Origin of the sequence: Streptomyces dryopteridis (assembly GCF_049606955.1) — a bacterium.
Taxonomy (GTDB): domain Bacteria; phylum Actinomycetota; class Actinomycetes; order Streptomycetales; family Streptomycetaceae; genus Streptomyces.
This window is the reverse complement of record NZ_CP187113.1, coordinates 4,557,340-4,578,919: the sequence shown is the minus strand read 5'-3', so window position 1 is coordinate 4,578,919 and position 21,580 is coordinate 4,557,340. Positions and strand designations below refer to the sequence as shown.

At 75.1% G+C, this 21,580-nt stretch carries 22 protein-coding genes; 14 read left to right on the top strand and 8 right to left on the bottom strand.

Going from position 1 to position 21,580, the window contains the following annotated elements; translation table 11 throughout:
* Positions 1-12: 12 nt before the first annotated feature.
* Positions 13-882 (bottom strand): hypothetical protein, encoded by an 870-nt coding sequence (locus ACN20G_RS19510; protein ID WP_424214079.1) that lies wholly within the window; start codon positions 880-882, stop codon positions 13-15.
* 89 nt (positions 883-971) lie between these two features.
* Here ACN20G_RS19510 and ACN20G_RS19505 point away from each other — a divergent pair, with 89 nt between their 5' ends.
* The 9 genes from ACN20G_RS19505 to ACN20G_RS19465 all read left to right on the top strand — a co-directional run bounded on the left by ACN20G_RS19505 (position 972) and on the right by ACN20G_RS19465 (position 9,364).
* Positions 972-1,700 carry a rhomboid-like protein gene (locus ACN20G_RS19505; RefSeq protein WP_424214078.1) on the top strand — a complete coding sequence of 243 codons (729 nt, stop codon included), beginning with the start codon at positions 972-974 and terminating at the stop codon, positions 1,698-1,700.
* Between the two features lie 26 nt (positions 1,701-1,726).
* Complete coding sequence (locus ACN20G_RS19500; RefSeq protein ID WP_424214077.1) at positions 1,727-2,521, top strand: tyrosine-protein phosphatase; 795 nt, start codon at positions 1,727-1,729, stop codon at positions 2,519-2,521.
* A gap of 143 nt (positions 2,522-2,664) precedes the next feature.
* The gene (locus ACN20G_RS19495) at positions 2,665-2,976 is read left to right on the top strand and encodes a hypothetical protein (RefSeq protein WP_424214076.1); all 312 of its coding nucleotides are present in this window, start codon (positions 2,665-2,667) and stop codon (positions 2,974-2,976) included.
* Between the two features lie 252 nt (positions 2,977-3,228).
* On the top strand, positions 3,229-5,163 hold the full coding sequence (locus ACN20G_RS19490) for a hypothetical protein (protein ID WP_424214075.1): 1,935 nt from the start codon (positions 3,229-3,231) through the stop codon (positions 5,161-5,163).
* Positions 5,164-5,556: 393 nt separating this feature from the next.
* A complete protein-coding gene (locus ACN20G_RS19485) occupies positions 5,557-5,889 on the top strand; it encodes a hypothetical protein (protein WP_424214074.1) in 333 nt (110 codons plus the stop codon).
* A 74-nt stretch (positions 5,890-5,963) separates the two neighbouring features.
* Positions 5,964-6,860 (top strand): metal-dependent hydrolase, encoded by an 897-nt coding sequence (locus tag ACN20G_RS19480; protein WP_424214073.1) that lies wholly within the window; start codon positions 5,964-5,966, stop codon positions 6,858-6,860.
* Positions 6,861-6,865: 5 nt separating this feature from the next.
* A complete protein-coding gene (locus tag ACN20G_RS19475) occupies positions 6,866-7,978 on the top strand; it encodes a PDR/VanB family oxidoreductase (protein ID WP_424215588.1) in 1,113 nt (370 codons plus the stop codon).
* Between the two features lie 94 nt (positions 7,979-8,072).
* Positions 8,073-8,804 carry a TetR/AcrR family transcriptional regulator gene (locus ACN20G_RS19470; RefSeq protein WP_424214072.1) on the top strand — a complete coding sequence of 244 codons (732 nt, stop codon included), beginning with the start codon at positions 8,073-8,075 and terminating at the stop codon, positions 8,802-8,804.
* A gap of 2 nt (positions 8,805-8,806) precedes the next feature.
* Positions 8,807-9,364 (top strand): N-acetyltransferase family protein, encoded by a 558-nt coding sequence (locus tag ACN20G_RS19465; protein ID WP_424215587.1) that lies wholly within the window; start codon positions 8,807-8,809, stop codon positions 9,362-9,364.
* Between the two features lie 49 nt (positions 9,365-9,413).
* On the opposite strand, the gene ACN20G_RS19460 is transcribed toward ACN20G_RS19465, so the two are convergent.
* The gene (locus tag ACN20G_RS19460) at positions 9,414-9,971 is read right to left on the bottom strand and encodes a class IV adenylate cyclase (protein ID WP_424214071.1); all 558 of its coding nucleotides are present in this window, start codon (positions 9,969-9,971) and stop codon (positions 9,414-9,416) included.
* Between the two features lie 72 nt (positions 9,972-10,043).
* Between ACN20G_RS19460 and ACN20G_RS19455 the strand changes: the two genes are divergently transcribed.
* From ACN20G_RS19455 to ACN20G_RS19435, 5 genes are all read left to right on the top strand, one after another.
* Positions 10,044-10,709 carry an HAD family hydrolase gene (locus tag ACN20G_RS19455; protein WP_424214070.1) on the top strand — a complete coding sequence of 222 codons (666 nt, stop codon included), beginning with the start codon at positions 10,044-10,046 and terminating at the stop codon, positions 10,707-10,709.
* A gap of 142 nt (positions 10,710-10,851) precedes the next feature.
* Positions 10,852-12,093, top strand: a complete 1,242-nt coding sequence (locus ACN20G_RS19450; RefSeq protein WP_424214069.1) for a helix-turn-helix domain-containing protein — start codon at positions 10,852-10,854, stop codon at positions 12,091-12,093.
* 131 nt (positions 12,094-12,224) lie between these two features.
* A complete protein-coding gene (locus tag ACN20G_RS19445; RefSeq protein ID WP_424214068.1) occupies positions 12,225-12,635 on the top strand; it encodes a hypothetical protein in 411 nt (136 codons plus the stop codon).
* The gene (locus ACN20G_RS19440) at positions 12,632-12,853 is read left to right on the top strand and encodes a hypothetical protein (protein WP_424214067.1); all 222 of its coding nucleotides are present in this window, start codon (positions 12,632-12,634) and stop codon (positions 12,851-12,853) included. Before ACN20G_RS19445 ends, ACN20G_RS19440 begins: the two co-directional genes overlap by 4 nt.
* Before the next feature lie 74 nt (positions 12,854-12,927).
* On the top strand, positions 12,928-13,242 hold the full coding sequence (locus tag ACN20G_RS19435) for a hypothetical protein (protein ID WP_424214066.1): 315 nt from the start codon (positions 12,928-12,930) through the stop codon (positions 13,240-13,242).
* Positions 13,243-13,331: 89 nt separating this feature from the next.
* On the opposite strand, the gene ACN20G_RS19430 is transcribed toward ACN20G_RS19435, so the two are convergent.
* From ACN20G_RS19430 to ACN20G_RS19405, 6 genes are all read right to left on the bottom strand, one after another.
* Complete coding sequence (locus ACN20G_RS19430) at positions 13,332-15,017, bottom strand: carbohydrate-binding module family 20 domain-containing protein (RefSeq protein ID WP_424215586.1); 1,686 nt, start codon at positions 15,015-15,017, stop codon at positions 13,332-13,334.
* A 236-nt stretch (positions 15,018-15,253) separates the two neighbouring features.
* Positions 15,254-16,579, bottom strand: coding sequence for a M20 metallopeptidase family protein (locus ACN20G_RS19425; RefSeq protein WP_424214065.1), 1,326 nt, complete (start codon positions 16,577-16,579; stop codon positions 15,254-15,256).
* 386 nt (positions 16,580-16,965) lie between these two features.
* Positions 16,966-17,979 (bottom strand): LacI family DNA-binding transcriptional regulator, encoded by a 1,014-nt coding sequence (locus tag ACN20G_RS19420; RefSeq protein ID WP_424214064.1) that lies wholly within the window; start codon positions 17,977-17,979, stop codon positions 16,966-16,968.
* Entirely contained in the window at positions 17,976-19,640 is a 1,665-nt protein-coding gene (locus tag ACN20G_RS19415; protein WP_424214063.1) for a glycoside hydrolase family 13 protein, read from the bottom strand. Before ACN20G_RS19415 ends, ACN20G_RS19420 begins: the two co-directional genes overlap by 4 nt.
* 59 nt (positions 19,641-19,699) lie before the next feature.
* Positions 19,700-20,575 (bottom strand): sugar ABC transporter permease, encoded by an 876-nt coding sequence (locus ACN20G_RS19410; protein ID WP_424215585.1) that lies wholly within the window; start codon positions 20,573-20,575, stop codon positions 19,700-19,702.
* A gap of 8 nt (positions 20,576-20,583) precedes the next feature.
* Positions 20,584-21,462 carry a carbohydrate ABC transporter permease gene (locus ACN20G_RS19405; RefSeq protein ID WP_424215584.1) on the bottom strand — a complete coding sequence of 293 codons (879 nt, stop codon included), beginning with the start codon at positions 21,460-21,462 and terminating at the stop codon, positions 20,584-20,586.
* Between the last annotated feature and the right edge of the window lie 118 nt (positions 21,463-21,580).

Sequence of the window (21,580 nt, the reverse complement as noted above, 5' to 3'; positions counted from 1 at the left end):
GGGCGCGCCGGATCAGGCGGGCACGGGACGGCCGGGGGTCGGGATGGCGCGGGTGCGGGGCCCGGTGGGCGGGCCTCGGCGGATCACCGTGTGGGCGGGGAGGGCGCCGCGCAGCCGGCGCGCGGGGCGCGGGGCGGTGCGGGGGCGCGGGCCGGCGGGGCGGGCCGGCGCGGGCACGAGGAGGGTCAGGAGGGCGGCGGCCAGGGTGAGGCCGCGGCGCAGGGGGCGGGTCGCGAGGTGGGCGAGGCGGAAGACGGCGGCCTCGCCGTGGACGAGCCAGAGGGCGCAGAACAGGCCGGCGAGGAGGTGCGCGAGGAGCATCCCGAGCCCGCCGTGGTCCATCCCGGCCATGCCCGCCATCCCCGCCATGCCGGTCGGATCCCCCATGGCGGCCGGGTCGAGCGTGCCCGGGTCGACGGCGGACACGGGGACGGTGACGGGCACGGGCACGGGGACCGGGACGGCGGCGGGGGCCGCGTCGAGGACGCCGGCGTGGTCGGCGGGCAGGTCGGGCAGCGGGGCCGGCAGTTCGGCGAGGTGCGGGTGCCCGGCGTGGGCGGCGTGCCCGCAGTGCGGCCCGCCCGCGCCGGCTCCGCCCGAAACGCCCGTCGCGGCCCGGACGGCGGCCTGTTGGCCGGTGGTGAACAGCAGGTGCAGGAGGCCCTGACCGGCGAGGAGGGCGGCGGTGATGCCGACGGGTCCGCGCCGGCGGCCGGCGGCGTGCCAGGCGGCGGTCGCGATCACCGCGAAGGAGGCGAGCAGGGTGCCGGGCGGCACGTCGGCCCCCGACATGTGGACGTGCCCCACCGCGGCCAGGGTGACGCACACGGCCGCGAACATCGCGGCGCGCGTCAGGCGCATCGGGTGGGGGGTTTCGGTCATGGCCGCATCATGGTGCCGGCCGGGCGCGCGGGGCGACACCCCGGGGGGGGCGACCCGGTGGCGGGGTCGGTTCGGGGATCATGGCGGGCATGAGGGCAGCTGTGTGGGGACCGGCGTACGTGGGCGGGGTGCAGGCGGGCGCGTGGGCGATGGCCCGGATGGACCCGGAGGCCCGCCGGCGGGTATTGCGGGAGTGGTCCACGAACGTGGACAACCTCGCGGCGGGGCGGTGGCTGACGCTGGGGCAGAGCGCGCTGGTGGTGGAGGAGCCGATGCCGCTGCCGTACGCGCTGCTGCTGCTCGCCGTCCTGGGCTACGCCGAGTACGCGTACGGGGTGTGGTGGACGGCGGCGGTGTTCCTCTTCGGGCACGTGGGGGCGAGCCTGCTGGTCTACGGCGGCCTGCGGGCCCGCCGCGTCCCGACGGCCGGCGATCCGGGCGGGGACGCCGGCGCCAGGGCCGGGACGGACGGGGACGGCACGGGCGGGGACGGCACGGGCGGGGACGCCGTCGCGCGGGGCCGGGCGGCGCGGGTCGCGGCGCGGCGGGAGGCGGTGATACGGGGCGCGGTGGACGTGGGCACCAGCTACGGGTTCAACGCCGTCGTCGGGGCGCTGACCTCGGCCCTGCCCGCCGGGCGGGTGCGGATCGCGGCGCGGGTGGGGCTGGTGGCGCTGGCCGCGGTGCCGGTGGTGTCGCGACGGCGGACGTTCACGGACGCGGGGCACGCGACGGCCGTGGCCCTGGGGGTGGGGGTGGCCGTGGTGGTCGATTGTCTTTCCCCGCGAAACCATCGGAGAATCATCCAAAAGGACTGATCTCCGTCTCCGTGGGAGCCACACCGATGACCGCACTGCCCTCCACCACCGTCGCCAACCTCCGCGATCTCGGTGGCACCCCCCTGGCCGACGGCCGCTCCATACGCCCGGGGGTGCTGCTGCGCTCCGGTCAGCTCGACCGGCTCGACCTGGCCGGCGACCCGACCGTGGCCGCGCTGGGCCTGGGCACGATCGTCGACTTCCGCACCGAGGCCGAGCGCGTCGACCACCCCGACCGCACCCCCGAGGGCGTCCGCAACCTCGTCGGCGACGTGTTCGCGGACAAGGTCGCCGCCGGCGAGATGGCTGCCGCCGCCCAGTTGAAGGACCTGCTGCGCGACCCCGCCCTGGCCGAGCGCGAACTCGGCGGCGGCAAGGCCCAGGCCCTGTTCGGCGACATCTACCGCGGCTTCGTGACCTCCGAGTCCGCGCGCGCCGCGTACCGGATGTTCCTCACCGAGGTCGCCGACGAGGCCGCCGGCCCCGTCCTCTTCCACTGCACCGCCGGCAAGGACCGCACGGGCTGGGCCGCCACCATCGTCCTGACCCTGCTCGGGGCCGACGAGGAGACGGTGATGGCCGAGTACATGTCGGTCAACGCGGCCGTGCGGGAGGCGTTCGCCCCCATGATCGAGGGCTTCGTGGCCGCCGGCGGCGACCCCGAGATCGTGCTCGCGCTGATCGGCGTGGACCCCGCGTACCTGCGCGCCGCCCTCGACGAGGTCGAGCTGCGGCACGGTTCGATGGACAAGTACGTCCGCGAGGCGCTGGGCGTCCCGGACGAGACGGTGGCCGCGCTCCGCGCCCGTCTCGTGGTCTGACCCGCCGCTGCCCCTCCCCGCACGGGGCCGCCGGCTCCCGCACCCGGCCGCTCGGGTGAACCCGGGGCGGTGTGGACGGCCCCGCGGGCCGGTGCGATGCTCGTGCCGGTGTCCGGCGCGGGTCCGGCCCTCGGGGAGGGAACGTGTCCGCCTTCATCGCCGTACCGCTCGTCCTGGCGGCCCTGTTCCTGACCGGCTGCGGGGTGGCGGCGGCCACGCGGGGGTGGGTGCTCCCCGTGAGTCGGCGCCACGTGCGCGACACCCGCCTGCACGGCATGGGGCTGCTGCTGATCTCGTCCGCGATGTGTTGGCACGCGGTCTTCGGAACGGTCGTCGAGGACCGCGGCACCCGGGAGTGGTTCACCCTTGCCGGCGGCGCGATCCTCGTCGCGGGCATCCTCGTGCTGGGGGCGGCGCAGCACGCGCCGGGACGCGGGGCCCGCGGACGGCGCTGATCCCCGGGACGCCCCGGGACGGGACGCGATCAGCCCCACCCGACCCCACCCCGCCCCGGCCGCGACCACGGGCCGCCCACACACCGACGACCCCGACCGACCCGGCCGGACCTCCGCCCGTTCTCGCCCGGCGTGTGCCCCGGCTCGCGGCCGGGTTCGGCCCGTCGCGGGCCGTGCGCCGGGGGTGTTCGGGTGCGGTCGGCGCTCCGCCCGCGCCGGTGACCATCCGGGGGCGGGCTCGTTGCCTTGGACGTGACAGCGCCGGACACCGCGACCGCCACCCGCCCCCGCCCGCTCGACGTCGAGCGCGCCGAGGCCGCCATCGTCGAGCACTATCCCCGGTTGGTGCGCCTGGCCTACCTGGTGCTCCCGCCCACCCTGGGCCGACACCGCAGGGTGTTGACCGCCCACTCCCTGGCCCAACGCGCCCTGCCGCGCACCCGCCGCGAGAAGATCCCCGCGCCCCGCACCGAGGAGCCGGCGGCGGGCACCGCGCCCGCCGACCCCGGCTACGCGTGGGTCCGTTCGCGCGTGCTGCGGACCGCGCTGGAGGCCGAACGCCCCTGGCACCCGCGCGACAAGCGGCTGCCGCACCGCTCCCAACTCCCGCCGCTGCTCCCCCAGGTGCGCGGCCTGCGACTGTTCCCGCGCGCCGGCGGGGCCGAGGAACTCGCCCTGGACCAGCGACTGGCCGCGCTGTCCGGGCCGGGCCGGGCGGCCCGCGCGCTGGCCGCCCTCGACGGCCTGGACCCGCAGGCGTGCGCCCGGGTCCTCGCCGAGGCCGGGGTCGCCGACCCGGACGCGGCCCTCGCCGAGGCCGCCGCGAGCGCCGAACCCGCCGACGACGCGCTGCTGGCCTCCGCCGAGTTCGACCCGTGCGTCGTGCAGACCCGCCCCTCCGACCTGCTGCGCAGGCGGCGTTACGGGCGGGCCGCCGTCGCGGCGGCCGTGGCCCTCGCCGTGTGCGCGGCCATCCCCCTGTTCGGCGCGGACGGTTGGGGCGAGGACGGCGCCGCCGCCCCCCTCTACGCCCGCAACGCCGCCGCCGAGGCCGCCCTCGACCCGGCCCGGCTGATCCGGGGCACCGCCCCCGACGCGTGGCGGACCGCGACCCGCGCCGACTGGGCCGCGTGGCCCGTGCGCGGGGACCGGGCCGACGACACGGCGCTGCTGCGCCGGGCCCTGGCGGTGTGGGCGCGCCCGGGGCCGACCGTGCTGACCTCCGCGACCCCGCAGACCCCGGCCGGCCCGCCGATGGGCCCGGCCCGGCTGCTGTTCGCGGGCACCGTGGACCAGGCGGTGGTGGTCCTCTTCCACGACGGGCTGCGGGTGGTGCGCTACGCGGAGCCCCTGACGGGCACGGCGGGCGCGGCCCTGGACTTCGCGCGGACGGACGGGGCGCGGGCGGCGGACGCGGGCGCGCTGGTGCTGAGCCGGGTGGACGGCAACGTGCGCTACCTGACGGCGCCGTGGGTGACGAAGGTGTCGGTGCGGGACCTCCTCAAGCCGGAGGGGGTGCCCACCGTGCTGAGGTCGACGCCGGACGGGATGACCCCGCCGGTGCCGGCGCCCGCGCCGCGCGGCACGTGCTCCAGTTGGAACGCGCTGACCCTGTCGGGCCCGGACGGGACGCGGACGGTGACCGACCTCGGGGAGCTGACCCCGGCCCGGCTCACGTCGGGCGCGCCGGGCTCGCCGCGCGAGCTCACCGGGAACACGGACCTGACGGAGTGGTCGAAGACGGCCTGTCTGCTGCCGTCCGTGCGCTCGCACGGGGTGCGGACGGTGAACTCGTGGGCGTACGCGACGCAGGCCCTGCCGGGCGGCGAGGGTTCGGCCGCGTGGTTGTGCGCGCGGGCCGAGACCTGGAGCGGGGTCGGGGAGCGGGCGCAGGTGCAGTTCCTGGCCCCGGGGGCGCCGATGGCGGCGCAGGCGGCGCGGGCGGAGGACTCGCCGGCGTGCGGGGTGCGGGAGCCGAAGGTGCTGGCGGGGGTGTTGTGGAAGTCGCGGGCCGGGCAGTGGTACGTGCTGGCGGCGGGCTCGCCGGTGGTGACCTCGGTGTCGGTGACGGGCGCGGTGACGGGCGCGTCGGCGGGCCCGCTGCTGGCGGAGAAGGCGCCGGCGGGGGCGCGGGTGGAACTGTCGGGCCGCGTCGCGAACGGCACCCGCTTCGGGGCGCTGCGGTAGCGGCGGGGACGCCGGAAGCGGGCCGGCGTCGGCCGCCGCGCGTCGGCGGCCCGACCGGCCCGCGCGGACGTCGGGCGGGGCTCGTGCGAAGGTCGTGCCGGCGTCGAGCCGGACGCGGGCCGGCGTCGGGCCGGGTGTGGGGCGGGCATCGGGCCGGACGCGGGCCGGCGTCGAGCCGGGTGTGGGGCGGCATCGGGCCGGACGCGGGACGGCATCGAGCCGGGCGCGGGACGGCGTCGGGCCGGGGGCGGGGCGCGCGAATGGGGGAACGGGGGTGGTGGTGCGTCGTGTCGGTTGCGGTGGGCGGGGCGGGGTCGGGAGAGTGCGGGGCTTCCGTGCGCGGCGCCCCCTCCGCGGGGACTCCGTGCGGCCCTCCCGCGAAAGGAATCCCTCGTGCGCCCCGTGAGCCGTGGCCTCGCCCTCGTCCTCCCGGCCCTCGCCGTCCTCGCCCTCGGCGGCGGCGCGGCCCGGGCCACCACCCCCGCCTCCGTGCCCGGCCCCGAGGTCGCGGCGGCCGCCGTCGGGGCCTCCGCCAGGACCGCCGTCGGGGCCCCGGCCACGATCGGCTTCTTCCGTTACGCCCCGCTCCGCACCGGCCCGTCCGCCGATGCCCTCGACTTGCCGAAGTCGGCCGTCGGGCTGCCGGTCGCGGGGGCGCCGGAAGGTAGCGTGCAGTTGATCTCCAACGAGGGGTTCGCGGCCCGGGAGGCCCTCGCGGGGCTCTGATCGCGGGCCCTTCCGGGGGGAGAAATGGCGTCGCGGGGCTACCGCACCGGCATACCCGTCAGTACATTGACGCCATGTCTAATACGCCGCCCGCTCCGGCCCCCGTGGCGTCGGAACACATCGAACTCAAGGCCCGCGACGTGGCCTTCGGCTGGGAGAACACCCCGCTGCACTGGCTGCCCGGCGAGCCCTTCGCCGGGCACACCATCAACGTGCTGCACCTGCTGCTGCCCGCCGGCGAACGCTGGTTCGTGCACGTGTACAAGCAGGTGCTGCCGCTGATCCGCGACGAGCGGCTGCGCGCGGACGTGATCGGGTTCATCGGCCAGGAGGCCATGCACGCCGCCGCCCACGACGACGTGCTGCCGCACCTGCGCCGCCTCGGCCTCGACCCCACCCCGTACACCGCGCAGGTGGACTGGCTCTTCGAGAAGCTGCTCGGCGACCGCACCCTGCCGCCCGGCCGGGCCCGCGTGTGGTGGTTGAAGGAACGCGTGGCCATGATCGCGGCCATCGAGCACTACACCGCGTTCCTCGGCGACTGGATCCTCAACGCCGACGCCCTCGACGCGTGCGGCGCCGACCCCGTCATGCTGGACCTGCTGCGCTGGCACGGCGCCGAGGAGGTCGAGCACCGGTCCGTGGCCTTCGACCTGTTCACCCACCTCGACGGCAGCCGCAGCCGGCGCGTGCGCACCTGGGCCATCGCCTTCGCCTCCCTCGTCTTCCTGTGGCAACGCGGGGCCCGCTTCTTCATGGAGAACGACCCCTCGCTGCCCGGCGGCAAGGCGTCCATAGGTCAGTTCGTGCGCGCCGGCCGACGCGGCACCCTGCCCTCCACCCCCGCGATGCTCCGCTCCATCCCCCGCTACCTCGCCCGCTCCTACCACCCCTCCCAGGAGGGCTCCACCGCGCAGGCCGTCGCCTACCTCGCGAGCTCCCCCGGCGCGAACGGCGGGGTGGCCCCGTGAGCCCCGTGAGCCCCGTGAGCCCCCGCCCCGCGGGCCCCCGCCGCGCGCCGCGCGCCGCCGCGCTGCTCTTGGCCGGCACGGCGGCGGCCTGGCTGGCCAAGCGGGCCGTGCGCCGCCGCATCCAGGACGCCCCGCTGTGGCCGCTGCCCGCCCTGGAGACCCCCGTCTCCGGGTACTCGCCGCGCCGCCCGCTGCGCGCGCTGATCACCTCCTGCGACCGGCCCGCCGAGGACGTGCTCGTGGTGACCGTCGAATCCCCCGAGCTGCCCGCGTGGGAACCGGGGGCGCACGTGGACCTCGTGCTGCCCTCCGGCCGGGTGCGCCAGTACTCGCTGTGCGGGGACCCCGCCGACACCGGCCGCTGGCGGATCGCGATCCGGCGCGTCGACGGCGGGCGCGGCGGCTCGATCGAGGCCCACGAACAGCTCGTGGAGGGGGCCGAGTTGGAGCTGCGACCGCCGCGCAACCGGTTCCCGCTGGAGCCCGCCGCCCGGTACGAGTTCGTGGCCGGCGGGATCGGCATCACCCCGCTGCTGCCGATGCTGCGGGCCGCGCAGGCGGCCGGGACGCCGTGGCGGCTGCGCTACGGCGGGCGCTCCCTCGCCACGATGCCGTTCCGCGACGAACTCGCCGCGTACGGGGACCGCGTGACCCTGTGCCCGCAGGACGAGACGGGGCTGCCCGACCTGACGGACCTCGCCGACCTGCCGCCCGGCACCCTCGTGCACGCCTGCGGGCCCGAGCCCATGCTGACGGCCGTCGCCGAGGCCCTCGGCCCCGAGGGCGCCCGCGACCGGCTGCGGTTGGAGCGCTTCGCCCCGGCCTCCCCCGGCGCGGGCGCGGCGGCGGGCACCGACCGGCCGTTCACGGTGGAACTGCGGCGCACCGGACGCGTGGTGGAGGTCCCGGCCGGTACCAGCACCCTGGCCGCGATCCGCGCCGAACTGCCCGGCGTGCCCTACTCGTGCGAACAGGGCTTCTGCGGCACCTGCCAACACCGGGTGCTCGCGGGGGCCGTGGACCACCGCGACGACCTCCTCACCGACGGCGAACGCGCCGACTCGATGCTGCTGTGCGTCTCGCGGGCCCGGGGCGAACACCTCGTCATCGACCTGTAGGCGCGGCGGCCGGACCGCGTCCGGCGCCCGCCCGCCGGCCCGTGCGGCGCCCTGCCGAACCCCCGATCGGCGGGCGCCGGATAGGCTGACGGGCATGACCACCGGAGTGCGGCGCAGGATGGGTGTCGAGGAACGACGACAGCAGCTGATCGCGGTCGCCCTGGACCTGTTCAGCCGACGCTCGCCCGAGGACGTGTCCATCGACGAGATCGCCGCCGCCGCCGGCATCTCCCGTCCCCTCGTCTACCACTACTTCCCCGGCAAGAGCAGCCTGTACGAGGCCGCGCTGCGCCGGGCCGCCGACGACCTCGCCGGCCGCTTCGAGGAACCCCGCGAGGGCCCCCTGGGGGCGCGGCTGCTGCGCGTCATGGAACGGTTCTTCGCGTTCGTCGAGGAACACGGGCCCGGCTTCTCCGCCCTCATGCGCGGCGGCCCGGCCGCCGGCAGCAACCGCACCAACGCGATGATCGACGAGGTGCGGCAGGCCGCGTACGAACAGATCCTGCGCCACCTGGACGTGGACCCGACCGGCGAGGTCCCGGCCCGGCTCGAACTCGTCGTCCGCTCCTGGGTCTCCCTCGCCGAGACCACCGCCCTGCTGTGGCTCGACGGCCGGCGCGTGCCCCGGGAGGAACTCGAACGGCAACTCGTGCACGATTTCGCGGCCCTCGCCGCGGTCTCGGCCGCCTACGACCCGGAGATGGCCGCGATCGTCACCCGCATGGTGGCCGCCGAACCCGCCGACGGCCCCTTCGGCGACCTGCTGACCCGACTGGCCGCCCTGGCGGGGCCGGCCACGCCCGGAAGCGCGACAATGACCCCGTGATCATGGACGAGGGCATCGTGTTCCGGCAGGCCGCGGACCGGGACGCGGCCATGCTGGTGCGCCTGTACGACGGGGCCGCGCGTTGGATGCGGCGCAACGACATCGCCCAGTGGAAGCCCGGCGACAAGGACGCGGACCACTTCCGGGCCCGGATCCGCGACGGAGAGGTCTGGCTGGCCTGCGACCCCGAGGGCCGGGTGCTGGGCGCGTACGAACTGTGGTGGTCGGACGAGGAGGCGTGGGGCGTGCAGCCGCCCGTCGCCGGCTACGTGCACCGCCTGATGACCGACCGCGACGCCGCCCCCGCCGGCACCGGCCGCGCCATGCTCGCCCACGCCGAATACCGCATCGCCCGCACCCGCCGCGAACGCGCCCGCCTCGACTGCGTCTCCACCAACCCCACCCTGCTCGCGTACTACCTGCGCGCCGGATACAGGGTGGTCGGCGAGTTCCCCTCGAAACAGGGCGCGGACGGCCGGGTCTACGGGGTCGTCCTCCTGGAGAAACGCCTCGACACCCCACCCCACGGCGCCACCCACCCCCGAAACCTGGCAGCGTAGCCCTGACCGGGCCGGGGGTCCGGGGGTTCGGGGGCCGGGGTCCGGGGGCCTACGCGTCCCGGCGGGCCCGGACCGCGTCGGTGTACAGCTCGCGGGTGAGATCCCCCTCGCCGATGCCGAGGTCGGCCAGGACCGCCCGCACGTCGGCGAGGGCATCGGCGAGCTCCTCGGGCTCCACCAGGGCCTCCACCTCCAGGAAGGTCCCGTCCAGCTCGGGGACGCGCACGAGGGTGGCGAGCATCGTCCGACCACGAGCGGTGAACTCGTGGTTCCGGCAGTGCTTCTCGAAGGCGATCACGGGCCCGTACCCGAGCCCCCGCAGCATCGCGTGCACGGCATCCGGGTCGGCCACCCCGCTCTCGTGCTCCGGCCTGGACCCGGAAACCTCGTCGACGACGGCCCCCTTGTACGTGAGCACGGTCCGCGTCCCGCCGTCTCCACCGACCGTCCGCACCCGCAACTCGGCGCCCCGGGCCTCCAGGGCCCGGTCGGACGTGTCGTAGTAGGTGTCCCTGTACACCGCGCCCCGCCCCGGAGCCAGTCTCGCCAGCCGCCACGCCACGGCCCCCACGTCCCGAACCCGAGCCTTCAACTCCGCCTCGATCATCAGGTCTCCCTACCCCGTGGAGGATCAACAGAGCGTCTGCTCGACCCCTCGCGCACGTCGTAGGGTGCCGGCATGACGATTCGCGCGGTGGTCTTCGACGTGGGTGAGTGTCTCGTGGACGAGACCCGGGAGTACGGCACGTGGGCCGACTGGCTCGGCGTGCCCCGACACACCTTCGCCGCGATGTTCGGCGCGGTCATCGCCCAAGGCCGCGACTACCGCGAGGTGTTCCAGCCGTTCCGGCCCGGGTTCGATCTGACGGCGGAACGCGAGGCCCGAGCGGCCGCCGGGCAGCCGGAACACTTCGACGAGGGCGATCTGTACCCCGACGTGCGCCCCGCCCTCGCCCGGCTGCGCGCCGACGGCCTGTGGCTCGGCATCGCCGGCAACCAGACGGTGCGCGCCGGCGGGCTGCTGCGGGGGCTGTTCGCCGAGGACGTGGACCTGATCGGCACGAGCGACGACTGGGGCGCGTCGAAGCCCGACATCGCGTTCTTCGAGCGGGTCGCGGACGTGGTCCCGTTCGCCGAGGACGAGATCCTGTACGTGGGCGACCGCGTCGACAACGATCTCCGCCCGGGAGCGAAGGCGGGCATGCGCACGGCCCTGATCCGCCGGGGTCCGTGGGCCACGATCCAGTGGGAGAGCGAGGAGGCGAGGTCCCTGCCGACGTTCCGGATCGAGAGCCTGACCGAGCTGCCGGCCCGCATCACGCAGTTCAACGCGCGAGCCGTCTGACCGCCACGGACCCAACAGGGGTGCGGAACGACATGACCGCTCTCGCACCGGCCCGCACCGTGCGCGCCTGCGAATCGCCCTGCCGGTCACGGTCTCCGACCGGTACGGTTTCGGGTAGTTGAGGTTCAGAACGGAGCCCATCATGCCTGCGTGGTCCGACTACTCCACTGGCGAACGCATCAAGATCCTCCGGGGGAAGATCTCCCAGGAGAAGCTCGCCACCCTGACCGGCCTGTCCATCGCGACCATCCAGGCCGCCGAACAGGACAAGCGCCGCACCCTGCCCACCCTCATGCGCATCTCCGCGGCGCTCGGGACCGACATCTCGGTCATCGAAGGGCAGCAGCCGCCCCGCCGTGCGATGGAGCAGGACGACCGGATGATGGTGCGATCCCTGTCCGGCAGCGTCCACGACAGCGCGGCTGGCATCCTCCCCCCCGGCGCCGAGCCGGCGTCCATCGCCGACCTCCGCAGAATGGTCGACCAGTGCTGGGCCCTCTACTGGAAGGGCCGGTACACAGAAGCCGGTGTCACCGCCACACCACTGCTCGCCACAGCCATGGCCACCCTCCACGCCCAACCGACCGGCCGGCAGAGCATCGTCTGGACCGTGATCTCCGACGTGTACCGCATCGCGGCCTACGTCTCGAACCTCACCGGGGTGCGGGACCTCGCCTACGCGGCGATCGGCCACGCCCGGATCGCAGCCGAACGGGGCGCTGACCCCGTCCGCCTCGCACTCGTGGACTCGGGGCGGGCCTGGGTGTACATGCGGGACGCCCGACTCGACGATGCCGTCCGGCTTGCCGAAAAGGCCGCGACCGACATCGAGCCGCGCTGGTCGACGGCGACGACCGACGAACTGGTCGTGTACGGCGCCCACATCAACTTCGCCGCCGTCGTCGCGAGCCGCAAAGGCGACAAGGACCTGGCCGCCACGTACCTGTCCCAATCAAACGGTGTCGGGGCCCGGATGGAGCACGAACACCGCGCCTACGGAACCCTCTTCGGCCCGGTCACCGCAACCACCCAGGCCGTCGGCATCAACGTGGCCCTGGGCAGTTCCGGGAAGGCTCTGACCCTGATCCAGTCACTCGACGAAGGAAAGCTGGGGCAGCTCTCCGGGGCCGCACGCTCCCGGTACGGGCTGGACAAGGCCATGGCCGAGGCGGACGCGAAGATGTGGGACACCTCCCTCGACACCCTGGAAAGCACGCTCCGGGGCGCACCCGAATGGGCCCGGCACCAAACCCTCCCGAGCGTCATCGCCGAGAAGGTCGGACGACAGTCGACGCACCGCCTCACCCGCGTGTCTCGCCTCATCGGAATCCGCACACCGGTGGACCCCGGCTTCGCGGCGGCCGATCGGACCACCTCACTGTAAGTGGGCGTACGAGTCGGATCTGTTGACTCGTCAAAAGTCTTACGCCCCGTATGAGTCGAAGCTCAATCTCACTTTCGGCTCGTACGGGGCGGGGCTGGGACAAGGCGCTTCGGCGCGGGATTCTCTCAAGCATGAACCGAAGCCTCATGACTCGTGAGCGGCGCCGGAACATCTCGGATGCCGCCGCCGGCTGCGGGCGGATCACCGTCGCCCTGTACGCCTGCGTCGACCGGCCCGCCCTCTCCCCGACCACCGTACTCCGGTACCTGGGCCACTACGCCCAAGCGCGGGACTGGACGGTCCCGCCGGAGGCCATCGCGTACGACACCTGCCCCTTGGACACCCCGCGCGACGCCCGCCCGGCCTGGCCCGTTCTGGAACAGCTGATCCGGGAACGAAGGATCTCGGGCCTCTTGGTCCCGAGCGAGGAACACATGACGGGCCCCGGCGGCCGACAGACCGCTTGGCGAGACTGGCTGGGGCGGCACGGCGTCTTCATCGTCTGCCTCCCGGAATCGCTTCGTCAGGAGGTGGGCGCGTGAACGACGAGATCACCGTGCGCCACGCGCCCCGGGTCGGGGATCGGGTGCGGGATGTGGGGAGTGGGCGGGTCGGGGTGTGGATGGACACCTTGGACTGTGAGGAGACCGGCAGGAGTGGGCTCGTGCGGTCGCGGGTGTGGGCGTTCGTGCGGGGTGGGGACGGGGTGGAGTTCACCGCCGCGCCCGGGGACCTCGTCGCGGAGGGGGGCGCGCGGTGACCGGGCGGTCCGCTCGGTACGCGTGTGGGGCGAGCGTGGTGCCCGGGCCCGGGTTGCGGGGGGAGGTGCGGGGGTTGGCGGGGTATCCGCCGGCCGAGGTCGTGGCGGATCTGGTGGAGTGCGTGACCGAGGGGCCGCACGCGGGGTACGCGCACCGAGGGCTGTTGCGGGGGTTGCGGGACGACAACGACCCGTGTGGGGCCTGGTTGAGCTGGTCGGACGAGTTGACCTGGACCATCGCCCTGCGGCGGGACTGCCTCGTGCGGGTCGGGGACGAGGTGTGCGTGAACTTTCACGGGCATCCGGGAGGGCACACGCCGGAGTTGGCGGATCGGGTGATGGAGCACGTGCGGGCCGGGGCCGAAGGGGTTGTGCTCGGCGGGGCCTGAGTCGGCGGGGCGGGCACCCGCCCCGCCGCCCCGTTCTGCCCCGCCGCCCCGTTCCGCCGTGCCGGCGCGGCCGGGGCGGCACGCTCGCGTCAGGGGCGCCAGGTGTCCGTGAGGTTGAGGGGGGCGTCGATTGTCGGGGTGGTGGCGGTGCGGTTGGGGCCGGATTCCCAGGTGATCGTGCCCGTGGGCGTCTTGCGCACGTACTTGTAGGCGAAGGTGGTGCCGGGCGGGAGGGGGACGGTCCGGGTCCAGGTCGGGTAGGCGGCCGGGTCCAAGGCGAGGGCCGCGTTCGGGTTCCAGGCGCCGAGGGCCGGGAGGTCGCCGACCACGTACAGGTTCTCGCCCCAGGTCGTTTCGGCCTTGACGCCGAAGGCCGCCGCGGACCGGCCGCTGCCGGGGGTGCCGCAGGTGCGGGCGCCGACGTGGACGGCCAGCGCGGACTCCGGGGCGATCGTGGCCGTGAGGGCGCCGCCCGCCGCGACCGTGACCTGACCGCCCGTCTGCACGTCGCAGTAGGCGCCGGGGGCCAGGGAGGTGCTGTAGGTGCGGGTCAGGGCGGTGCCGGTGTGGTTGACGGCCACGAAGCCGGCCGAGCCGCGGCCGAAGGCTATGCGGTCGTCGCCGTCGTCCCACCAGTCGGTGACGGCGCGGCCCCGGGTCGCGTTGCGGAAGCCGACCATGGACGCGATCTCGGGCCGGGCGTGTTGGCAGGTCCAGCCGTCGGAGCCGCAGGCGGTGACGGCGCCGCCGTTGGGGGGTCCGGCGTCCTTGTCGGTCCAGGCGTAGCCGGAGTGCACGTCGGGGGCGCCGTAGGGCCAGGCCAGGGTGAAGACCTGGGCGAGGGTGTAGGTCCGGCCGTCCTTGGCGTTGAGGGTGTCGCCGCCGCGTTCGGTGTCGTGGTTGTCGACGAAGACGGAGGCGCCGGCGGAGGGGAGGTAGCCCCATGCCTCGCCGAAGTTCTTCAGGTAGGCGAGTTTCTCGTTCTGGAACACCCGCTTGAGGTCGCGGCCGAAGCGGAATTCCTGCACGTCGCCGGTGCCCCGGTACTCGGCCGGGTCCACGGCCTCGCCGGCGCCGAAGATGGCCTCCTGCTTCCAGTACACGTCGGGGCGGGTCAGGCGGGACTTGATCGCGGCGAGGTCGGCGGCCGGCATGTGCTTGGCGGCGTCGATGCGGAAGCCGTCGACGCCGAGGGACAGCAGGTCGTTCAGGTATCCGGCGATGCGGTCGCGGACGTAGGGCTCGGCGGTGTCGAGGTCGGCGAGTTGGACGAGTTCGCAGTTCTGCACGTCGGCGCGGTTGCGGTAGTCGGCGATGGCGGTGCGGCAGTCGTCCATGTCGGCGCCCGAGTAGAGGCCGGGGTAGTCGTACTTGGTGTACGGGCTGCCGCCGGTGCCGACGCCGCTGCCGGCGCTCATGTGGTTGATCACCGAGTCCGCGATCACCTTCACGCCCGCCGCGTGACAGGTCTCGATCATGTTCTTGAAGGCGGTGCGGTCCCCGAGCCGGCCCGCGATCTTGTACGAGACGGGCTGGTAGGAGGTCCACCACTGGGGGCCCGGTATGTGCTCCTGGGGCGGGGAGACCTGCACGGCGCCGTACCCGTCGGGGCCGAGCCGGTCGGTGCAGGCGCGGGCGACCGAGTCGAAGCGCCACTCGAAGAGGACGGCGGTCACGTCCTTCTCCCCGGGCGGCGCGGCCTGGGCGGGGGCGGCGGGGCCGGTGAGGGGCAGGGCGAGGGCGGCGGCCAAGGCGGTGGCGAACAGCGCCGGCACGGTGCGGCCGGTGCGTCTGGTGGCGGTGGTGCGGGTGGGGGTGCGTCGGGACACGGGGGCCTCCTGACAAGGCGGCGTGCGGGGGCGGGCGCCCGGTGCGCGGCGGGGTGCCGGGCGCACCGGGCGCGGTGCGGTTGGTCGCGACCGTAGAGGGGCCCGAAGCCCGCTGCAAGACTTTGCGCAATGTCTTGCAGAACCCGCCCTCCCCCGCTCCTCCGCACCTCCCCCGCGCCGGGTCAGTCGCGGGCGGCCGTGCGGGTCGCGAGCCAGCCGGCCATGGCGCGGACGCCGACGCCGATGGCCCGCTCGTCCGGGGTGAAGCCCGGGTAGTGCGGGAACGCGGTGTCGATGGGCGCGCCGGGGGTGCGCACGCCGAGGAAGGTGTAGGTGCCGGCGCGGCCGGCGAGGAGCAGGCTGAAGTCCTCCCCGTTGAACGGGAACGCGGCGTGCAGGGTGGTGACGGCGCGCGGGCCGAGGGCGCGGCGCAGGTGCCGGGCGAGGGCGTTGGCGTCGTCCTCGGGGCAGACGAGGGCGGGGAAGGGGGTGGGTTCGAAGGTGACGGTGGTGTCGGGGAAGGTGCGGGCCAGGGTCCGGATCCGTTCGCGGATCTCCGTCCAGCGGGGTTCGGGCCAGCAGCGGTAGACGGCGCGCAGGGCGAGGCGACCCTCACCGGCGGGCTGGGGCGGGCCGGCCTTGGTGACGAGGAACTCGCTCAGCGGGCCGTTCGGGGTGCGGACCTGGGCGGTGAGGCGTTCGAGGTCGGCGTTGTCGCGGGGGAAGGCGACGGTGGCCGCGGCCTCGTGGGCGGCGGCGAAGGCGCGGGCCGAGCCGGCCGGGTCGGGGCCGCCGAAGGTGACGACCGCGCTGTCCTGGCCGGGCAGGCCGACGCCGGGGGTGACGGCGAGGGTGCCGACGGGGAAGGGGCCGGTGTGCAGGGCGTGGATCTCGCGCGGGGTCGGGTCGTCGAGGGCGCCGGCGGCGAGCATGGCGGCGGCGCCCTTGAGGGATTCCTCGGCGGGTTGGAAGACGAACACGACGGTGCCGGCGAGGCGACGGCGCAGGCCGGCGAGGATCTCGGCGACACCGATGCCGATGGTGGTGTGCAGGTCGTGGCCGCAGGCGTGGACGGGGCCGGGGGCGCCGCCGGGGGTCTGCACGCCGTTGGCGGGCACGGCGTCGAGGTCGGCGCGGTAGGCGACGACGCGGCCGGGCAGGGCGCCGCGCAGGACGGCGACCACGCCGTGCCCGGCGATGCCCGTGCGGACCTCCAGGCCGGCGGCGGTCAGGCGGGCGGCGACGACGGACGCGGCGTACGCCTCGGCCCCGGCGGTCTCCGGGTGGGCGTTGAGGTCGCGGCGGAGGGCGATCAGGTCGGCGTCGAGGCGGGCGGCGGCCCGGTCCACGGCGGCCTGGTCGATCCGGGACGGGTGCGCGCGGCGGGGGTCGGGGCGGTCGGCCGCGTGGGCGGCCCCGGCGGCGGTGAGGGCGGCGGTGGCGCCGAGGGCGGCGCCGGCGCCGAGGAGCGCGCGGCGGCCGGGATCGGACCCGTGGTTTTCGGACATGCGTGTGTTCCCCCTGGTACTGACGGCCCGCCGCGCGCGGGTGCGGCGGCGGCGGTGGTCAGCATCGGGCACCCTTGATCACGAGGCAACCGGAGCAGAATCGTCCGATCAACTCCCGTGGCGGGGAGCGGTAGTTCGGGGCGGCGGGAGCGGCCGGAACCCGCCGGTCGGCGGGCGCGGGGACGCGTGCCGACCGACGGGTTCCGGACGAGGGTGCCCTCGCGCGGCGGGGTGGGTCGCGAGGGCGGTTCAGGGACCCGGCGCGGCCCGGTGAGGTCCGACCCGTACGGGCCGGACCGGGCCGCGCCGGGCCGGACCGGGCCGCGCCGAACCAGACCGAGCAATACCGGGTACCGGCCCCGCCCCGCCCCCGGCGGGGCGGTCGGCTATCGCGTCGGGGGTGGCGCCGTGGAGGCGCGGACCACGAGTTCGGGGGCGAAGAGGTATTCGGTGTGCTGCACCGGGTTGCCGCCGATCGCCTCCAGCAGTGCGCCGACGGCGGCCGTGGCCATGGCGCGGACGGGTTGGCGGACGGTGGTCAGGGGCGGGTCGGTGAACGCGATGAGCGGGGAGTCGTCGAAGCCGACCACCGAGACGTCCTCCGGGACCCGCAGGCCGCGTTCCCGTGCGGCCCGGATCACCCCGAGGGCGAGCGGGTCGCTGCCGCAGACCACGCCCGTGACCCCGGCGTCGAGGAGGGAGAGGCCGGCGGCGTGGCCGCCCTCCACGCTGAACAGGGTGCGGCGGACCAGGGGTTCGCCGGGCAGGCCGAGGGCGGCGTGGGCGGCGCGGTAGCCCTCCTGTTTGCGGGCGGAGGGTATGTAGCGGTCGGGGCCGACGGCCAGGCCCGTCACCGTGTGTCCGAGTTCGACGAGGTGGGCCAGCGCGGTGTGGGCGGCGGCCCGGTCGTCCGGGGAGACGGCGGGGGCGGGGATCTCGGGCCGGAAGCCGCCGACGGTGACGAAGGGCAGGCCGCGGGCGGCCAGGCCCCGGTAGCGGCCGGTGTCGGCGTGGATGTCGGCGTGCAGGCCGGAGAGGAAGACGATGCCGGCGACCCCGCGTTCCTCCAGGTGTTCCACGAGTTCGTCCTCGGTGGCGCCGCCGGGGGTCTGGGTGCACAACACGGGGGTGTAGCCGCGCGCGGCCAGTGCCTGTTCGACGACCTGGGCGAACGCGGGGAAGATCGGGTTGGTGAGTTCGGGGAGGACCAGGCCGATCAGCCCGTGGCTGCGGCGACGCAGGCGCACGGGGCGTTCGTGGCCCAGGACGTCGAGCGCGGCCAGCACCCGGTGGCGGGTGCCGGCCGCGACCCCGGCCCGGCCGTTGAGGACGCGGCTGACCGTGGCCTCGCTGACCTCGGCGTGGGCGGCGATCTCGGCCAGGCGCAAGGGGGGTTTCACCGGCCGTTCACGCCGTCCGCGGTGGTGCGCCACAGGGCGCCGTCGGCGGGGAGTTCGGCGGGGTCGGCGGTGTGCCGGGCGGTGGCCTCGGTGTCGTCGGCGAAGCTGGTGAGCAGGTCGGTGCCGGCCGGGAGTTCGGGGAGGCGGACGGCGGCGCCGGTGGTGTTGACGGCGCAGATCAGCGTGCCGCGTCGGAAGGCGAGGACCCCGGGCGGGGTGGGCAGCCAGTCCACGGCGTCGCCGGCCCCGAGGTCGGGGTGTTCGCGGCGCAGCCGCAGGGCGGTGCGGTACAGCTCCAGGGTGGAGCGGGGGTCGCCGGTCTGGGCGGCGACGGTCAGCGGGGCCCAGTCGGCGGGCTGGGGCAGCCAGCTGCCGCCGGCGCCGAAGCCGTAGGGCGGGGCCTGGCCCTCCCAGGGCAGGGGGACGCGGCAGCCGTCGCGCATCCCGTCCTGTCCGTTCTCCTTGAAGAAGGAGGGGTCCTGGCGGACCTCGTCGGGCAGGTCGACGACCTCGGGCAGGCCGAGTTCCTCGCCCTGGTACACGTAGGCGGAGCCGGGCAGGGCCAGCATGAGGAGGGCGGCGGCGCGGGCCCGGGCCAGGGAGCCGAGGCGGGTGCGGTGGCGGACCACGTCGTGGTTGGAGAGCACCCAGGTGCTGGGGGCGCCGACGGGCCGCATCGCGTCGAGGGATTCGTCGACGACGGCACGCAGGGCCTCGGCGTCCCAGTCGGTGTTCAGGTAAGGGAAGTTGAACGCCTGGTGGAGCTCGTCGGGGCGCAGGTAGCGGGCGGTGCGGGCGGCGCTGGGGGTCCATGCCTCGGCGACGCCGATGCGTTCGCCGCTGTACTCGTCGAGGACGGCGCGCCAGGAGCGGTGGATGGCGTGGACGCCGTCCTGGTCGAAGAAGGGCAGCGGTTGGTTGCCCAGGAGGCGGAGTTGTTCGGCGTGGCCGAGGTCGGGCAGGCCGGGGGCCTTGACCATGCCGTGGGCCACGTCGATGCGGAAGCCGTCGACGCCGAGGTCGAGCCAGAACCGCAGGATGGAGCGGAACTCGTCGTGGACGGCGGGGTGGTCCCAGTCGAAGTCGGGCTGTTCGGGGGCGAACAGGTGCAGGTACCAGGGGCCGGGGGCGCCGTCGGGTTCGGTGATCCGGGTCCAGGCGGGGCCGCCGAACACGGACTCCCAGTCGTTGGGCGGGAGTTCGCCGTCGACGCCCCGGCCGGGGCGGATGTGGAAGCGGTCGCGCAGGGGGTTGCCGGGGCCGTCGGCCAGGGCCCGGCGGAACCACTCGTGCTCGACGGAGCAGTGGTTGGGGACCACGTCCACGATGACCCGCAACCCCAGGGCGTGGGCCTCGCGGATCAGGGCGTCGGCGTCGTGGAGGGTGCCGTAGCGGGGGTCGACGGCGCGGTAGTCGGACACGTCGTAGCCGCCGTCGGCCTGCGGGGAGGCGTAGAAGGGGCTGAGCCAGACGGCGTCGACCCCGAGGTCGCGCAGGTGTGGCAGCCGGCGGCGGATGCCTTCGAGGTCGCCGGTGCCGTCGCCGTCGGAGTCGGCGAAGCTGCGCGGGTAGACCTGGTAGATCACCGCGTCCCGCCACCAGCCGGTCGTCGCGGTGGGCGGCGCCGGGGTGACGGGGGTGTCGGCGAGGTGCTGGGTCATGGCGTCCTTGAGGGGTGCGGGGCGTGCGGTCGGGTCGGGGGCGGGCCGGGTGCGGGGGCTCAGCCCTTGGTGGCGCCGGCGGTCATGCCGGCGACGAGGTGGCGTTGGGCGAAGAGGAAGAACACGGCGGCGGGCACGGCGATCAGGACGGAGGCGGCCGTCATGGCGCCCCAGTCGGAGGTGTACTGGGTGACGAAGGTCTGCAGGCCCCCGGCCAGCGTCAGGTTCTCCTCGCCGACCATGAACGCGGAGGCGTAGGCCACCTCGCCCCAGGCGGTGACGAAGGCGTAGAAGCCGGTGACGGCCAGGCCCGGGCGGGCCAGCGGGAGGATCAGGCGCCAGAAGACGCCGAAGGGGTTGAGGCCGTCGACGCGACCGGACTCGTCGATCTCGACGGGGATGGTGTCGAAGAAGCCCTTCATCATCCACGCGCAGAAGGGCACGGCGATGGTGAGGTAGGTGACGATCAGGCCGACGGGCTGGTTGAGCAGGCCGAGCTGTCCCATCAGGGTGTAGAGCGGGACGATGAGGATGGCCATGGGGAACATCTGCGTGATGAGCAGGGTCCACATCAGGGGCCGCATGCCGGGGAAGCGGAAGCGGCTGACGGCGTAGCCGGTGGTCGCCGCGATCGTGACGGCGAGGACGGTGGTGACGCCGGCGACGAGGACGGAGTTGCCGAACCAGTCCAGGAAGTGGCTGTCGGCCACCAGCCGGGTGTAGTTGCCCAGGCCCGGGTCCTTGACGAAATCGGTGGTGAGGGCCTGGTCGGCGGGCTTGAGGGAGGTCAGCAGCACCCACAGCACGGGGAAGACGGCGATCACGGACGCCAGCAGCAGGGTGGTGTGCAGGGCGGTGGACGCGAGCGGGGAGCGGCGGTCCCGGCGGCGGCGCGCCGGCCTCGGGCCGGCGGGGGCCTTGTCGGGCGGGGCGATGACGGCGGTCACCAGGCGTTCCCTTCCTTGCGCAGGGCCCGGCGGTAGGCCAGGGCGAAGCCGACGAGGAGGACGAGGATGAGCACGCCCCAGGCGGCGGAGCCGGCGTAGTCGCGGGGGCTCTCCACGAAGGCTTCGCGGAATGCCTGGGTGACGAGGATCTCGGTGGCGTCGCCGGGTCCGCCCCGGGTCAGCAGGAAGATCACCGGGAACATGTTGAACGTCCAGATGGTGGACAGCAGGATCACGGTCATGGACACGGCCCGCAGCCCGGGCAGGGTGATGTGCCGGAACCGCTGGAACGGGCCCGCGCCGTCCATCTCGGCGGCCTCGTGCAGTTCGGCCGGGATGGACTGGAGGCCGCCGAGGAGGGCGACCATCATGAAGGGCACGCCCAGCCACACGTTGACGGCGATCACGGAGAACTTGGCCCAGGTCGGGTCGTCGAGCCAGGGCACGGCCGCGATCCCGCCGCCGTCCAGCACCCGGTTGAGGATGCCGTTGTCGCGGTTGAACAGGAACCGCCAGGCGAACACGGAGACGAACCCGGGCACCGCCCAGGGCAGGATCAGCGCCATCCGGTAGGCCCCGCGCCCGCGCAGCGGCCGGTTCAGGAGCACGGCGAGGCCGAGGCCGAGCGCGAAGGTCACGCCCACGCAGGCCACCGTCCACAGCACGGTCCAGCTCAGCCGCTGCCAGAACACCGGGTCGGACAGGACGGCGGCGTAGTTGTCGAGGCCGACGAAGGAGTACGTGGCCTCGATCTTCCGCACCCCGATGGTGCGGGCCACGTTGCGTTCGTTCGCGTCCGTCAGCGACAGCCACAGGCCCCGCGCCAGCGGCCAGCCGACGATGACGCCGAGGACGAGGACGACCGGGGCGACCATGGCCCACGCGTACCAGTGCGTGGCCAGGGCCCGGCGGGCCCCGCCCCGGGAACGGGGGCGGGACCGGGACCGGCCGTCACCGGGCAGGGTGCGGGCCGCGCGGGGGCGGCCGGCGGTG